Source organism: Ureibacillus endophyticus, from assembly GCF_003628435.1.
GTDB lineage: Bacteria > Bacillota > Bacilli > Bacillales_A > Planococcaceae > Ureibacillus > Ureibacillus endophyticus.
In genome coordinates, this window is record NZ_RBZN01000024.1 from 16,910 (window position 1) to 33,177 (window position 16,268).

The following is a 16,268-nucleotide window of genomic DNA, read 5'->3' on the forward strand; positions in this document are numbered from 1 at the left end:
CCTAAACCGCTATTTGACTAAGTCAGGTCGTAAACTAACTGCATTGTTTAAATAGATATGTTGAATATCTTTTTGATGAACTTGTGTATTCACGTGCATTAATACTCGAATACACAAAGGTAGTGCCCCAGGAACACTCATTTCGTGGGTACACATAGTTGGTACATATTGCCAACCTTCGATAGAACGGACTGCTTTTGCAGGAAAGGCAGATGTAATATCTGGTGTAGTGGAAATCAGTACTGAAGCGATATCTTCAGGTTGGATATTATTTTCCTCCACAATTTGTAATACTAATCTAGTAATTTCATTATATATTAATTCTGGTTTATCCTCTTCTACTGTTGTTGCCCCTCTAACACCACGTATCATTTACTTACCTCCATTAGAAGAGAACGATATTCACGATCTACTTCTTTACATTCTGATAGTTCGATTGGTTGAATAAATGGTTCGCCAATTTTGTTTAGTAACACAAATTGTAATTCCCCGTATTCTACCTTTTTATCCTTTACTAAATACTGCTCCAGCGTTTCAAATGAGAATTCTTCAAGCTTCTCAAATGGATATCCATTTTGATGAGCGAACTGTAAAAATTCTTTTGTAAATTGTCTATTAATTTGACCATATCGTTCACTTAAAAGTAATGCATAAACAATACCAATGACTACAGCTTCACCGTGAGCTAAACCTCCGTAACCTGCTGCAGCTTCAATTGCATGACCATACGTATGCCCTAAGTTCAAGAATTTTCGGACAGATTGTTCTGTCTCGTCTTTAGAAACGATATCAGCTTTCACTTCAATACCGGCCTTTAAATGAAGGGCTAATTGATCATTATCAATTCCAGTAATAGAAGGAGTATTCATTAACTCTTTCAACCAATTTTCATTGGAAATGAGAGCATGTTTAATCACTTCAGCCATTCCTGAACGAATCTCACGTTTACTTAAAGAATGTAGAAGATTTGTATCATAAACTACTCCTTCAGGTTGATAGAAAGCGCCGATTAAATTTTTACCAAGTGGATGATTAATCGCTGTTTTACCACCAACTGCTGAATCATGAGCTAAAATCGTTGTTGGAATTTGTATAAATGGAATACCGCGCATGAAAGTAGCTGCGACAAATCCAGTTAAATCTCCAACTGCGCCACCACCAAAGGCAAAAAGGAAACTTTTACGGGTACAATTGTTTTCAATTAAGAATGTATGAGAGTTTTGGAAATTTTCAAACCCTTTACATTCTTCACCTGCTGGCATAATGAATACTTTAAAGTCATAAGGGAAGTTTTGCTTAAAATACTCCCCTTGTGCTTCCCATACGTTTTTATCCGTAAAAACGACTAATTGGTCAGCTTTTTGCAACTTATCTTCAAAAGAAAGAACGGCAGATTTTAAAATATCATTTCCAATGACAACTTCATATTGATGTGATGCTGTATTTACAGGAATTCTCATTTTTAGTACCCCTTTGCGTACTCGCGCATTGCATCGATTTGTGCTTTTAATTGAGGAAGTTGATCACTATGATATTGTTCAACAATTGCATTGGCAATCTCCCATGCAATGACATTTTCCGCAACAATGGAAGCAGCTGGAACTGCACAACTATCAGAACGTTCTACACTTGCTTTAAACGGTTCTTTTGTTTCAATGTCTACGCTTTGTAATGGTTTATATAGAGTAGGGATTGGCTTCATTACACCACGTACAACAATTGGCATACCAGTAGACATACCACCTTCTAATCCACCTAAACGGTTAGTCGCGCGTGTATAGCCGTTTTCTTCATCCCATAATATTTCATCATGAACTTCAGACCCTTTACGACGAGCCATTTCAAATCCAATTCCGAACTCTACACCTTTAAAAGCATTAATTGATAACATTGCTTGAGCAAGACGACCATCTAATTTACGGTCGTAATGAACATAAGAGCCGATACCTGCAGGAAGTCCTTCTACTATTACTTCTACTACACCACCAATAGAATCTCCTGCTTTTTTTGTATCGTCAATCATTTGCACCATTTTTTCTGAAGCCTCTGGGTCCACACAATAACATGGATCTTCTTCAACAATTGCACGAATTTCATCAGCTGATTTGCCTTCAACCTTTGAAGTATCTGCTTTGATACCTGCAATTTCTGTTACATGAGCAACTACAGAAATACCTAATTCATTTAGTAAAGCTTTTGCTACAGAACCTACCGCAACACGTACAGTTGTTTCACGTGCACTTGAACGTTCTAGTACATTACGTAAATCACGGTGACCGTACTTCATACCACCTACTAAATCGGCATGTCCAGGACGTGGACGAGAAATTTGACGTTTAATTTCATTTGGGTCCACATCTTCTGGAAGTGGTTCTGCACCCATAATTTTTGTCCAATGTTTCCAATCATCATTTGTTACAACCAATGCTACTGGAGAACCAAGTGTTTTCCCGTGACGAACACCTCCTACAATCTCTACAGTGTCCGTTTCAATTTGCATACGTCTTCCACGGCCATGTCCACCTTGACGACGTTTTAAATCATAGTTTATTTTTTCTGCACTTATTGGTAAAAGAGACGGCAATCCCTCAATGATTGTTGTTAGTTGAGGCCCGTGAGACTCTCCTGCTGTTAGGTAACGCATAAAACACTTTCTCCCTTCAACTCGCTAAAGTATGTATTTTTTATCATAACATATATTATAGCCTAAAAAACAGTGTCTTTTGATAAGTAATTCAATATAGTATCGAATATTCTGAAATTCTAGAAAATTAAGGTATAAAGACGAATTTAAAAAAATACGCTTCCCGTTTGTAAACGAAAAGCGTCAGTACATTTAAATGTATTTTCTCGTCTATTTTTTCCTATAGAAAAATGTATCTTCCACTTCAAACCCATAACGTGCAGGATTGAAGATTTGTTCTGTTGAACCAACAAATAAAATACCACCCGATCGCAAGGAGTTACTAAAATTATGATAGATTTGATCCTTTGCTTCTTCAGTAAAGTAAATCATCACATTTCGGCAAACAATTAAATCACAATTCGATTCATAGCGATCGTTTAACAAATTATGTTTTTTAAATGTTACTGTTCTTTTAATTTCATCTTTTACTTTATAAAACTGACCTTCTTTATTAAAATATTTGTTTTTCACATCCACTGGCACTTCAGCTAAAGATCGATCAGGATAAAGGCCAAGTTTTGCTTTTTGAATGACATTTTCATCGATATCTGTTGCCAACACTTGAACTTGGGAAAGTGGCACATGATGGGATAAAACCATTGCAATAGTATACGGTTCTTCCCCTGTAGAACATGCAGCACTCCAAATTTTCAGTCTTTTATTTGATTGAAGAAGTAAAGGGAAAATTTTGTTTTGCAATACTTCCCATCGCTTCCCGTTTCTATAAAATTCTGATACGTTAATCGTCATACGATCTAGAAATTCATTTAATAAATCTCTATCTTTTTCAAGTGCGTGTAAAAACTCAATAAAATTTCGATACCCTTTTTTCTCATACAGCGATGTTAAACGTCGCTTCATCTGTGCTTCTTTGTATAGGGCGAGGTCAATTCCCGTTTTTCTTTTTATACCTTCGATAAACTGTACATAGTCTGACATTCTCCATCTTTCCCCTCGATTGCAACATCCATTATATGTTACAGAGCATTGTCCTAATGTTATTATAGCTGAAAATTACGAAATCTTAAATAAATCATTTCGAGAGATTTCATATAAATTTAATTTGTTTTATCATCTATAAAATGCTGAGAGGATGATTGAATGGTAGGTGAATCTAGAGATAATTGAAGTCTTGTTTGTTCGATTTCTAATCGTAATTTTTCCGTTTCAATAATATAGCTTTCCTTACGAATTTTTTCTAACTCGATTTCTTGTTTTAACACTTCTAACTTCAGTTTTGACTGTTTATTAATGTGAGCGGATACAATTCCAGCAATCGAAATTAATGAAGAAATGGAAACGATACCTAAAACTAATATTACGTAATCTGCCATATGAATCCCCCTTTGTCCTTAATACGTACGAACTCATTAAAAGTTTCCAAAAAAAAAGTAACTACCACTTTTCGTAATAGCTACTCGTTGTTGTATGAAAATGAAAATTAAACTAATTCTCCAGCGAACCATAAGCTGATTTCACGTTCAGCAGAAGCTGGTGAATCTGAACCATGGATTACGTTTTCAGAGATTGTTACTGCATAGTCACCACGGATTGTACCAGGTTGTGATTCAGATGGTTTTGTAGCACCCATCATGATACGAGCTAATGAAATTACGCTTTCGCCTTCCCATACCATAGCAAATACTGGACCTGAAGTGATGAAGTCAACTAATTCACCAAAGAATGGTTTGTCAGCATGTTCTGCATAGTGTGCTTCAGCGATTTCGCGTGTTGCTACCATAAGTTTAGCACCTTTTAATTCAAAACCGCGACGTTCAAAGCGGTCTACGATGTCTCCGATTACTTGACGTTTTACTCCGTCTGGTTTAATCATTAAAAATGTTCTTTCGATTGCCATTTCTATATACACTCCTTAAGTTTGAATAAGGTATTACACCTACCGATAAATATTACCAGAATAACATTCATTCATCAACTATTTACAATTTACGCCATCATAATTTATTAAAATTTTCGTTTTCCAATAAATAAAGCGATGTCTCTTAATTTTTTCTTCATAGGATGATTTGGCAATGCGTCAACTTCTTTCAAAGCTTTACGCAAATAATGATTACTAACATTTATCGATTGTTTAATTGCATCTGATTTACGAACGATTGAAAGCATTTCAAGTCGTTGTTGTTCAGTAACTTCTCCGTTTGCTGCCAACTCAATAAATTTTGAGATAGTTGGATGATCCTTTAATAATAATATTGGCAAGGTAATATTTCCCTGTAATAAATCACTTCCAGCAGGCTTACCTAGTTCTTTATCCGTGGCAGTAAAATCTAAAATATCATCAACAATTTGATAACTCATTCCAACAAAATAGCCAAATTGTTTTAAATGCCTCACATTTTTATCATCCAAGCCACTAACTACAGCACCTAGTTCACAACTAGATTCGATAAGTAAAGCTGTTTTTCGTTTAATACGTCGGAAATAATCTTTAATGTTTTGATTACTACGAAACTTATCTTCTATTTGAATCACTTCGCCATTACAAATTTCAACCATTGTTTTGGCTAAAATTTGATGGACACGTGGGTTTTCGATCGATGTGACATACTCCAAAGCCCGGGCAAAAATAAAGTCACCAGTATACATGGCAACTCGATTATTCCATTGCGCTTTTACAGTATGTCTTCCCCTTCTCAAATCAGAATCATCTATTACATCATCATGTACTAGAGACGCTGAATGAATTAATTCAAGCGGTACAGCAATATTTTTGACTTGATCAATATTATATTGCCCAAATTTTGCACTAATTAAAACAAAAACAGGGCGAATTCGCTTACCGCCCGCTTGTAGTAGATGGAGAGAGGCATCATTTATCAATTGCGAAGACGAGTTTAACGCTATTTCTAATTCTTTTTCGATGATGTCTATATCCGCTTTTAAATCGGAATATAGCAATTTTAACTTCATCTTTTCCACGCGTGAAACCTTCTCCCCCTAGTTTTCTTTTTTAAAGCCCATATGCATAGCCGCAGCGCCACCACTATACCCTTTATAACTTACTTTTTGGAAACCTGCTTCCTCAAACATTTTCGCTAATTTTCTCATACCCGGAAAATCTTTTGCAGATTCTTGTAACCAAGAATATTCTCTATAACTTTTCGCAATTAGCTTACCAAATAATGGCATGATATATTTAAAGTAAAAACGAAATAGTTGTCGATAGATTGGAATTTCAGATTGACTTGTTTCTAAACAAACCGCCATTCCACCAGGTTTTAACACACGGTTCATCTCACGTAAAACTTGCATATAATCTGGCACGTTACGTAATCCAAAACCGATTGTGACATAGTCAAATGTATTATCTTCAAATGGAAGCTCCATTGCATTTCCATGAATTAACTCAATTTGAGGGTATGGCTGAACTTTCTTTTCTCCAACTTTTAGCATATTTTTACTAAAGTCAAGTCCTTTTACTACCCCTTTTTCACCTGTAGCTTGTGCTAAAGCAATAGTCCAATCTGCTGTTCCACAACAAACATCTAAACATTTTGAACCAGGTTTTACGTTCATTCTTTTCATTGTATCTTCACGCCATTTTACGTGCAGTTGAAAACTTATCACCGAATTCATTTTATCGTAATTTTCGGAAATGCTTTCAAAAACTTCGTGTACGTGTTCTTCTTTTGATTTAGCCATTTTTTCAGAACCTTTCTACACATCAACTACTAATTTGTTGCTCTATGTATAACTTTAATTCGTCCTTAATGGTAGACGAACGAAGATATTCATGGAGTAAATCATTTAGCACATCTATTTTTTGCTGTAACAATAACTCAAGAGGTTGCCCTTCTTTTGCTGCACTTTCTACCATTTTCTCTAGTATCAAAGACTTATTCCCATGTTGTAAATTGCGGAGTTCTTTTTGTAATTGAATCAATAGTAGGCTAGTATGCATAAATGTACTATATTGTTCAAATCCATAAACTTGATAGAAACGTTTGATTAGCTCTGTTTTTACTACTGAGATTGATTCGTACCAATTGTCTAAAGTTAATGAATTAACTTCATATACTTTAATTTGATGCTCACAACGAACTGCTATACCTTCCGATAACTGTTTTATCAGCGGTATATTGCCAGCTTGAGCTAAAATCTCGTAATAACGACCACTATAATAGTCACCAGAGAGAACTGTTAATTGTTGCTCTTTACTCGTTGCATTCGTTTCATCTATTTTATCATGCTCAGAAAGTGAGGCATGTACAATTCCAACTGTAATCGCACTTTTATGAATTTGTTCATTCCATTTTTCTCCATTTAAAAATGGCATTAACAAATAAAACAATTGATTTTCATCTAAAACTGGTTCTCCAGTATATTGCAGTAATGTTCTATGACGAACATGCATGAAAATGTTTGTTTTTAATTGTTCGATTGACTCTTGAATGTATGTTGCATCCATAGATATTACTCCATTCTACTTTAAGTGCAATTGAACAGTACAATTGCATCAAAACTTGGTCATAAAATAATTATTTTTTCGAACCACTTTCTACAATACCGTGAGCCGAAATAATTTTAGCTTTTCCTCGAATTTTCATTGCTGAAGTATGCTCTGTAAATTGTGCTATCATGACTTCGCCAGCATCTAATTTTTCAGAGTGATGGAATTTCGTATCTGTGCCTCTTGTTAAACCGATAACGTGAACGCCATCCTCTTCAGCTTCGATAATAATATAATCAGGATTTGTCATATTCTTTTCTCCTCATTAAATATATTCTTGTACATCATAACATAATCAAAAGCTAGTTTTAAGACATTTGAATAAATGAAATCACTTCGCGTCGTAAAACATCGTCTGTTTCGTAAACACCACGCGCCGCAGATGTTACTGTTTTAGAACCAGGTTTTTTTAATCCGCGCATTGTCATACACATGTGTTCTGCTTCTACAACAACATACACACCATATGGATCTAACATTTCCATAATTGAATCTGCAACAGTTGCTGTGATACGTTCTTGAAGTTGTGGTCTACGTGCAACGGATTCAAGGCATCTTCCAAGCTTACTTAAGCCAGCTACTTTTCCTTCCTTAGGTAGATAAGCAACATGGGCTTTACCGTAAAAAGGGACTAAATGATGTTCACACATTGAATAAAATGGGATATCTTTTACTAGTACTAATTCATCATGATTTTCATTAAATACTGTGCTGAAATATTCTCTTGGATCTTCGTTTAAGCCACTAAACATTTCCTCATACATTTTTGCCACGCGTGATGGTGTATCTAATAATCCTTCACGATTAACATCTTCTCCAACAGCTTCTAAAATCATTTTTACAGCTTCTTCTATTTTATTTAAATCGACATTCGACATTATTATATCCTCCTAAACCTATGATGCAATGATCGTCAAAATGAATCGTAGCATATCCCTTCTATATTCGCAAAAAGGGGTTATTAAGTTAATAGAAAAATTCAAATCAATTGTTATGTAAATAATTTGTTCTGATGACTATGTATTTATTATGTAAGTACTAAATCTAATAACATTTAAAAAGAGCAGTCATCATGCTTGTCCATGACGACTGCCCTATGTAACTGCGAATACTGAATTATTTTACAGCATCTTTAAGAGCTTTACCTGGTTTAAAAGCAGGTACTTTACTTGCAGCTATCTCGATCTCTTCACCTGATTGTGGATTACGTCCTTTACGAGCTGCACGTTCACGTACCTCGAAGTTACCAAAACCGATTAATTGTACTTTGTCACCCTTTGCAAGAGCATCTTGAATTGTATCAAATACAGCTTCAACTGCTTTAGAAGCGTCTTTCTTAGAAAGACCTGCAGCTTCAGCAACAGAGTTTACTAATTCTGTTTTATTCACACCATTCACCTCCTCTCAAAGGGTAGAAGCTAAATCATGTAAAAAGAGTAACATATAGAAATCCTTGGTGCAACTGTATTTGTCCATGTTTTTCGCTATAAAAATGTATTTTTTCATACAAAAAACAAATAACAGGACTTTTCACCCGAAAAATGAAAAGTTCCTGTTATTAGATTAACCTAAAATTTGTTAATTTATACAATTTTAGATAATGAAAGTTACTAAACCACGTTCACCTTCATTAACCATTCTTTCGATCGTTTGACGCATTCTTTTCTTCGCATTAAGAGGTACAGCATTCATTTTATAACGAATACCTTCTTTTAGTACCTCATGCAAAGTTGTACCAAAGAGTTGCGTTTGCCATAGTTGCTCACGATCATGTTTATAAGCATATTGTAAATCTTTTAATAACTGTTGGCTATAAAACTCTGTACCTATTAATGGAGCAAACTCTGTTTCCATATCCACACGAATAATGTGGTAGGACGGTGCCGATGCTTTCATTCGAACACCATAGAAGTTGTTTTGTTTAATAATTTCTGGCTCACTTGGTTCGAACTCTTCCATAGTCGGTAGAGTAACACCATAGCCATGCTCACTAGCTTCCTCAATAGCCTCACGGAAACGTTTATGCGCTTGTTTTGCTTCAGCTGCTTCTTTAATGAATAACAGCCAGTCTTTTTTCGTGTCAATCGGAGAGTCAAGCCATTCATTACACACCGCTTTATAAATTTCTGGTTTTAATGTAACGCGAACAGTGGCAACACCAAGACCAGCATCTACTCGCTCGATTTCACTTTCTTCAACAAAATCAATTTCACGAAGCTCGTTTGCTGCTTGGGAAACGTCTCGTATTTTTGTTACTGAATTTAATACATTACTTACAGCATCTGTTAAAGTTAAGTTTAATGGATGTGTAGAATCTAACACATCAAGCCAATCTGGTTTTTCAACTTCAATGTCTTCAATCGGGAATTCATAAAGTGCCTCTTGAAGAATGTATTCCATATCCTTCGCATTCATTTGATCAACTGCTACTGGAATAACTGGTACATTGTATTTTTCTAGCAACTGGTTGCGCAATGCTTGTGTATTACTATGGCTTGGCATTTGACAGTTTAATACAATGACAAACGGTTTTCCAATTTCCTTTAATTGATCCACAATCTGTTCCTCTGCCACTTCAGCAGCTACGCGATGAATACCGTTTACAGTACCATCTGTTGTTACAACGATTCCGATGTTCGCATGATCACGAATTACTTTATCAGTTCCAATCTTTGCAGCTTCTTGGAATGGAATCGCTTCATTATGCCAAGGTGTGTGAACATATTTTGGACCATTTTCATCTTCATACCCTTTAACCCCATCGATAATATACCCAACACAATCTGCGAAACGAATGCGGAAAGGAATTTCACTTTCCCCAATTGTAATTTCAGTTCCTTGTGCAGGAACAAATTTAGGTTCAGCTGTCATTATAACAGGACCAGGTGAACTTTGTGGCAGCTCGTCCAGTGCTCTTTTGCGGTCTTCTTCACTTGTGATGTTCGGGAGTACAATTGACTCCATCATTTTCTTCACTAACGTAGACTTACCCACCCTCACAGGCCCTACAACACCAATGTATACATCCCCATTCGTACGCTCTGCTATTTGATGAAAGATTTCTTCGCCTATTGTAGCTCCTCCTTTACGTAATTAAGTTTATGTGTGTAAATCATCAAATATGAAATGCCAATGGACAAAAACTAAGAAGTAGATAATAAGATTTCTCTTAATGTATATGTGCATATAACAATAATAAGACTAAGAGAAAAATTTTTTCTTTTAAAAAGGGAGAAACTCATCTTGAGTTTTACGGATTGGACAGTAAAAAAAGCGCCTCTACCTTAGTAGAAAACGCTTTAGTTCATGTTTATTTTTTAGTAGGTTCATACATAAAAACAGGTTCATTATTTTCATCGACAGTATAAGGTAATGAATAAGCAGGAAGAACCGGATAAGCCTCAACTAATAGATTTCGAATATCTTCACCTGGCTTAGGCGTTAAGTTATTGTCCATAATAAATTGATTTAAATCCATTGAATAGTCTACATATACTTTACCGGCCGTAGTCACGATTAACGGAAGTTGATTGTTTGAATATGGACTTGGTACCGTTACATCTTCTTTATAACCAACTTTTTTAAAATCAATTGTATAGATATAATTTGTAATTGGTTCTTTATAAGTCGGGTATGTTGTTGTTGTAAAACGTATATTTAAATCACGAATCGTTTCTGCCGAACGTAAATCTACTAATTTTACAGTTGGATTATTTTCAGCATCCCAAATAACATATTGGAATATTCCACCTTTTTCGTAAGAATTCGTTGGTGGTTTCGCCATATATTTCGGAACTAATTTTGAGAAATCGATTGGGTACTTAATATAGATATCCGTATCCATATCTCTGTCTTGAATCGGTAAAACACCTGTATCAGCTTGGTATTTTTCAACTGCGCTTTGAACGTCAGCTAATTGGTCTTCATATGGAATGTTTGCCCCAGCCTTTTCTTCTTCCGGGTACATACACGCTGAAAGTAAAACAGAAGCAACGATGAGCATTAAAAACATGCTCCATTTTCTACTCATAGATATTCCACCTCTATTTATTAATTTGGCCATGTAAGAACAACGAGTAGCATTAAAATTGTTCCTACTGAAAATAAGCCAAACGCAAAAAGTCTAATAATAAATGATAATACTCCATTATTCACCCATTTCCGCGCTGCTGTAACGATTAACACGGATATTAACATGGCACCAATGGAATAAAAGGAAACCCACATCACATCAAGGGCATGCATACTTGCAAGTGGTCCTCTTGCTGAAGCAAGCATTAAATAATCCATTGACGAAAACCACCTTTCGATAAACTTTATGTATTCAAAAAAATTAGTATCAAAATAATAGGAGGTACAATCTTGCATACCTCCACAATTATCACTTGTTATTGTAAATCGTTTATTTCACGTTTTTTCGTGCGAATCATTAACTCGTCCACTGCAATTTTTGGCTCTTTATCATTAAATAACACGTCATAGAGAGCAGTAGTAATCGGCATAGGAACTTTATACTCTTGAGAAAGCTGATAAGCGGCCTTGGTTGTTCTTACGCCTTCAACTACCATTCCCATTTGATCAAGCACTTGCTCTAATTTCATCCCTTTACCAAGCATGTTTCCAGCACGCCAGTTTCGGGAATGAACACTTGTACATGTAACAATTAAATCGCCCATTCCAGTTAAACCTGAAAATGTAAAAGGATTACCACCCATTTTTACACCTAAACGAGTGATTTCAGCTAAACCACGTGTAATGAGGGCTGCTTTTGCATTATCACCGTAATTTAACCCATCTGAAATCCCAGCAGCTAATGCAATAACATTCTTTAATGCACCGCCAAGTTCCACTCCCACAACATCATCCGTTGTATAAACACGGAAATATTGGTTCATAAATAAATCTTGAACTTTTTCAGCAGCAGATAAATTTTTACTTGCTGCTGTGATGGTTGTCGGGTGATGTAAAACTACTTCCTCGGCATGACTTGGGCCTGATAAAACCACAATTTCTTCAATGACATCAGCCGATAGTGACTCTTGCAACATTTCCGAAATACGCATTAATGAATTTGGTTCAATCCCTTTAGAGACATGAACAAATAAAACTTTTTTATTTAGAAACGTCATCATCTTTTCACAAACTTCACGGATTGCTTTTGTCGGTACAGCGACTACCACAACATCACTATGGTCAATCGCTTTTTCTAAGTGACTTGTTGCAACTAAATTGTTAGGAAGGTTTGTTTCTGGCAAGTATTTTTGGTTTGTATGGTGTTCATTAATTTCAACTGCTTGTTCTTCTCGATGTGTCCATAAAAGCGTATGATGTCCATTTTCAGCTAAAACAATGGCAAGAGCAGTTCCCCAAGAACCAGCACCTAACACCGTTACATTTTCCATTTCAATTCCCCCTTCATTTCGTTACTCACGAGCACGTGCGATTAAACGAATTGGCGTACCTTCAAAGTCAAACGTTTCGCGGATACGATTTTCTAAGAAACGTTCGTAAGAGAAATGCATTAATTCAGGGTCATTTACAAATGTAACGAATGTTGGTGGCTTTACAGCTACTTGTGTTGTGTAGTAAATACGTAAACGACGACCTTTATCAGCTGGAGCTGGATTACGTGCAACTGCATCTTCAATGACTTCATTTAAAATAGAAGATTGAATACGCATTGCGTGGTTTTCACTTACACGTTGTACGATATCTAAAATTTGATGTACACGTTGTTTCGTTTTTGCCGAAACAAAAATAATCGGCGCATAGTGTAAGAATAAGAAATGTTCACGGATTTGTTGTGTATAATGATTCATTGTTTTTTCATCTTTTTCTACTGCATCCCATTTATTTACAACAATGATTACCGCTTTACCTGCTTCATGGGCATATCCAGCAATTTTCTTATCTTGTTCTTGAATACCTTCTTCACCATTTAAAACAACTAACACAACATCGGAGCGTTCAATTGCTCTTAATGCACGTAAAACAGAATATTTTTCTGTAGATTCGTACACCTTCCCCTTTTTACGCATACCCGCTGTATCAATAATCACATATTCTTGTCCATTATATGAATACGGTGTATCAATCGCATCGCGAGTAGTACCTGCTACGTCACTTACGATAACGCGTTCTTGTCCTAAAAAGGCATTTACAAGGGATGATTTCCCTACATTTGGACGGCCGATTAAACTAAATTTGATTGTATCGTCCGGATATTGTTCTTCGTCTTCTTTCGGGAAATGTTTCGCACATTCATCAAGTAAATCCCCTAGTCCTAAACCGTGGGACCCTGAAATTGGGAAAGGTTCTCCAAACCCAAGGGAATAGAAATCATACATCAATTCTCTCATATCAGGGTTATCAATTTTATTTACAGCTAGGACAACAGGTTTTTTCGTTTTATATAAAATTTTAGCAACCTGTTCATCTGCTAACGTTACACCTTCACGACCATTTGTCATAAAAATAATGACATCTGCTTCATCGATTGCAATTTCTGCTTGCTGGCGAATTTGATCTAAAAATGGCTCATCACCAATTTCAATCCCGCCTGTATCAATAATGTTAAATTCATGGGTTAACCAATCTGCCGAACTGTAGATGCGGTCACGTGTTACACCTGGAATATCTTCCACGATTGATACGCGTTCTCCAACAATACGATTAAATATTGTTGATTTTCCAACGTTCGGACGACCTACGATGGCGATTACTGGTTTTGTCATCTGTACTTCATCCTTCCAAATTCTTATCTTTTGTATTATACACGAAATTATTGCCAATATCATTTTTTCACATTTATTTGGATATATAAACGTGGCAATATTAAGTCATTTCATATTAGGTATACTATTGGTTTCTATGAATCTTGAATCGAACATTCAGAAGGACTGGATTGTGACTTGGAGGAAATTCATTGATTAAGAGGGATCTGTAGAGCGACAATTTCAATAAAAATAAAAAACTGTAGCCAACTAGAATACGTCAACTACAGCCCCGTAATGAACTTCATTACGTGTTTAAATATTATTTTTCAGAAAAACGTTTTAATTGATCTCCAATAACATCGCTAAATGAAAAACCTGTTGTTTCTTCTGGAAGTTCGTAATCAATTACTTCTTCTTTTGCAGGATTTTCTTGAAGATCTTTAATACTTAAAGAAAGTCGTTTCTCATTCGCATTTACATCTAATACTTTTACCTCAACTTCTTGACCTTCTTTTAATACTTCATGAGGTGTATTGATATGTTTATGTGAAATTTGAGAAATATGAACTAATCCTTCAACACCTGGGAATACTTCAACAAAAGCACCAAATGATACTAGTCGCTTAATTGTACCAGTTAATACAGAACCTTTTGATACTTTGTCTTCAACATTCGCCCAAGGTCCAGGTAATGTATCTTTAATTGATAAAGAAATTCGTTCGTTAGCTGGATCAACAGATAATACTTTCACTTTTACAGGTTGCCCTTCTGAAAGTACAGTACTTACATCAGTCACATGTTCATGGGAAACTTGCGAGATGTGTACTAATCCATCAATGCCACCGATATCTACGAAAGCTCCAAATGGTACTAAACGTTGAACTGTACCATCAAGAACGTCTCCTGCCTTAATATTTTCAATTACTTGTTTCTTTTTAGAAGCTTTTTGTTCTTCTAAAACAGCACGGTGAGAAAGAATTAATCTACCTTTTTCTTTATCAAGTTCAGTAATTTTAAATGTTAATGTTTTGCCTTTATAATCTTCGAAGTCCTCTACAAAATAATCTTCTACTAGTGATGCAGGAACGAAGCCACGTACGCCTAAATCAACAACTAGGCCACCTTTCACAACATCTTTTACTTCCGCTTCAAAAATTTCACCTGATGCAAACTGTGCCTCGAGTTTATCCCAAGCTTTTAATGCATCCACTTTGCGTTTAGATAAGACAAAGTTTTCTTCTTCCACTTTAGTAATCATTAACTCTAACTTGTCACCAACTGATACTACATCAGAAGCTTTTTCGATATGCAAGCTTGAAAGTTCGCTTATCGGCACAATACCATCAAAAGGTGCACCTTCAATAGATACGGTTACTGCTTTATCATCTACTTGTGCAGCAACACCTTTCACAATATCTCCTTCACGAAATTCTTGGTTTGATCCTAAGTTCATTTCTTCAGACATATGTAACCCTCCTTCGCATCTTCCAATTTCTATTTTATTCGAAATTGTTTATAAAAACAAAAATTTTCCTCTGATATAAACAAATATATAACTATTTCCTATAAAAGTAAGTCTATCCCATAATTTCATTTGCAAGTTTTAAAATTTCATTAGCCGCTTCTTCTATATTTAAATGAGTTGTATCAAGATAGATTGCGTCTTCAGCTTGAATTAAAGGAGAGGCTTCTCTTTCACTATCCAGTTTATCTCGTTTTGCAATTTCTTCTTTTAAACTTTCAATCGATGAAGGAATCCCTCGTTTTTCATTATCAATGAAGCGTCTTTTCGCACGTTCTTCTACAGATGCAGACATAAAAATTTTCAATTCAGCGTCTTTCAAAACGTGGGTACCAATGTCTCGTCCATCCATGACAATTCCTCCATTAGCTGCTAACTCTTGTTGCTTAGCTACAAGGATTTCACGGATAATTGGATGTGCTGCCACTTCACTAACATTTGCAGTTACTTCATTCGAACGAATTTGTTGAGAAACATCCTCCCCATCTAAAAAGACAAGTTGTCCATTTGGAGATGGCTTTAATACAATTGAAGTATTCATTAACATTTTTTCTAAAGATTTTTCATCACTTAATCCTATGTTTTCTTTCATTGCTTTATACGTTACTGCTCGATACATTGCCCCTGTATCGATATAAGTAAAGCCTAATTCTTCAGCAACAATTTTGGCAATTGTACTTTTCCCAGCCCCAGCAGGACCATCGATTGCAATTTGAATTTTTTTAGCCATAAAATCCCTACTTTCCTACAACATTGTACCATAATGGGAAGATTTTTTGATTTACGTAGCTCCGACCGGAAGTAATAAATTTTCTTTCTCTATGCTTTCCCATTCGTTTACGGAAATCGTATCTTTCTTGTCTACAAAAAAAG

At 35.6% G+C, this 16,268-nt stretch carries 19 protein-coding genes; all 19 read right to left on the reverse strand.

The genetic code is table 11. The features are described from left to right. Positions 1-9 precede the first annotated feature (9 nt). The gene (gene aroH, locus D8M03_RS10475; protein ID WP_121214724.1) at positions 10-372 is read right to left on the reverse strand and encodes a chorismate mutase; all 363 of its coding nucleotides are present in this window, start codon (positions 370-372) and stop codon (positions 10-12) included. Then, positions 369-1,460, reverse strand: a complete 1,092-nt coding sequence (aroB, locus tag D8M03_RS10480; protein ID WP_121214725.1) for a 3-dehydroquinate synthase — start codon at positions 1,458-1,460, stop codon at positions 369-371. The genes aroH and aroB overlap by 4 nt, the downstream gene beginning before the upstream one ends. A gap of 2 nt (positions 1,461-1,462) precedes the next feature. Beyond that, complete coding sequence (aroC, locus tag D8M03_RS10485) at positions 1,463-2,644, reverse strand: chorismate synthase (protein ID WP_121214726.1); 1,182 nt, start codon at positions 2,642-2,644, stop codon at positions 1,463-1,465. Positions 2,645-2,854: 210 nt separating this feature from the next. Then, complete coding sequence (locus D8M03_RS10490; RefSeq protein WP_121214727.1) at positions 2,855-3,625, reverse strand: CheR family methyltransferase; 771 nt, start codon at positions 3,623-3,625, stop codon at positions 2,855-2,857. A 119-nt stretch (positions 3,626-3,744) separates the two neighbouring features. Then, positions 3,745-4,020: a hypothetical protein gene (locus D8M03_RS10495; RefSeq protein WP_121214728.1), complete on the reverse strand. Its 276-nt coding sequence runs from the start codon at positions 4,018-4,020 to the stop codon at positions 3,745-3,747. A gap of 107 nt (positions 4,021-4,127) precedes the next feature. Continuing rightward, positions 4,128-4,544, reverse strand: a complete 417-nt coding sequence (ndk, locus tag D8M03_RS10500) for a nucleoside-diphosphate kinase (protein WP_121214729.1) — start codon at positions 4,542-4,544, stop codon at positions 4,128-4,130. Between the two features lie 107 nt (positions 4,545-4,651). Beyond that, on the reverse strand, positions 4,652-5,626 hold the full coding sequence (gene hepT / locus D8M03_RS10505; protein ID WP_121214730.1) for a heptaprenyl diphosphate synthase component II: 975 nt from the start codon (positions 5,624-5,626) through the stop codon (positions 4,652-4,654). An 18-nt stretch (positions 5,627-5,644) separates the two neighbouring features. Continuing rightward, positions 5,645-6,349 carry a demethylmenaquinone methyltransferase gene (locus D8M03_RS10510; RefSeq protein WP_121214731.1) on the reverse strand — a complete coding sequence of 235 codons (705 nt, stop codon included), beginning with the start codon at positions 6,347-6,349 and terminating at the stop codon, positions 5,645-5,647. A 22-nt stretch (positions 6,350-6,371) separates the two neighbouring features. Beyond that, entirely contained in the window at positions 6,372-7,115 is a 744-nt protein-coding gene (locus D8M03_RS10515) for a heptaprenyl diphosphate synthase component 1 (protein WP_121214732.1), read from the reverse strand. A gap of 70 nt (positions 7,116-7,185) precedes the next feature. Then, on the reverse strand, positions 7,186-7,407 hold the full coding sequence (gene mtrB, locus D8M03_RS10520) for a trp RNA-binding attenuation protein MtrB (protein ID WP_121214733.1): 222 nt from the start codon (positions 7,405-7,407) through the stop codon (positions 7,186-7,188). 58 nt (positions 7,408-7,465) lie between these two features. After that, entirely contained in the window at positions 7,466-8,035 is a 570-nt protein-coding gene (gene folE, locus D8M03_RS10525) for a GTP cyclohydrolase I FolE (RefSeq protein WP_121214734.1), read from the reverse strand. Between the two features lie 238 nt (positions 8,036-8,273). After that, positions 8,274-8,546, reverse strand: coding sequence for an HU family DNA-binding protein (locus tag D8M03_RS10530; RefSeq protein WP_053994313.1), 273 nt, complete (start codon positions 8,544-8,546; stop codon positions 8,274-8,276). A gap of 204 nt (positions 8,547-8,750) precedes the next feature. Beyond that, positions 8,751-10,229, reverse strand: coding sequence for a stage IV sporulation protein A (gene spoIVA / locus D8M03_RS10535; protein WP_121214735.1), 1,479 nt, complete (start codon positions 10,227-10,229; stop codon positions 8,751-8,753). A 238-nt stretch (positions 10,230-10,467) separates the two neighbouring features. Then, a complete protein-coding gene (locus D8M03_RS10540) occupies positions 10,468-11,187 on the reverse strand; it encodes a hypothetical protein (protein WP_121214736.1) in 720 nt (239 codons plus the stop codon). 20 nt (positions 11,188-11,207) lie between these two features. Next, positions 11,208-11,447 carry a DUF2768 domain-containing protein gene (locus D8M03_RS10545; RefSeq protein ID WP_121214737.1) on the reverse strand — a complete coding sequence of 80 codons (240 nt, stop codon included), beginning with the start codon at positions 11,445-11,447 and terminating at the stop codon, positions 11,208-11,210. Positions 11,448-11,545: 98 nt separating this feature from the next. Next, complete coding sequence (locus D8M03_RS10550; protein WP_121214738.1) at positions 11,546-12,559, reverse strand: NAD(P)H-dependent glycerol-3-phosphate dehydrogenase; 1,014 nt, start codon at positions 12,557-12,559, stop codon at positions 11,546-11,548. A gap of 21 nt (positions 12,560-12,580) precedes the next feature. After that, complete coding sequence (gene der, locus D8M03_RS10555) at positions 12,581-13,891, reverse strand: ribosome biogenesis GTPase Der (RefSeq protein ID WP_121214739.1); 1,311 nt, start codon at positions 13,889-13,891, stop codon at positions 12,581-12,583. A gap of 301 nt (positions 13,892-14,192) precedes the next feature. Further along, positions 14,193-15,338, reverse strand: a complete 1,146-nt coding sequence (rpsA, locus tag D8M03_RS10560; RefSeq protein ID WP_121214740.1) for a 30S ribosomal protein S1 — start codon at positions 15,336-15,338, stop codon at positions 14,193-14,195. A gap of 112 nt (positions 15,339-15,450) precedes the next feature. Continuing rightward, positions 15,451-16,125, reverse strand: a complete 675-nt coding sequence (gene cmk / locus D8M03_RS10565) for a (d)CMP kinase (protein ID WP_121214741.1) — start codon at positions 16,123-16,125, stop codon at positions 15,451-15,453. Positions 16,126-16,268 lie beyond the last annotated feature (143 nt).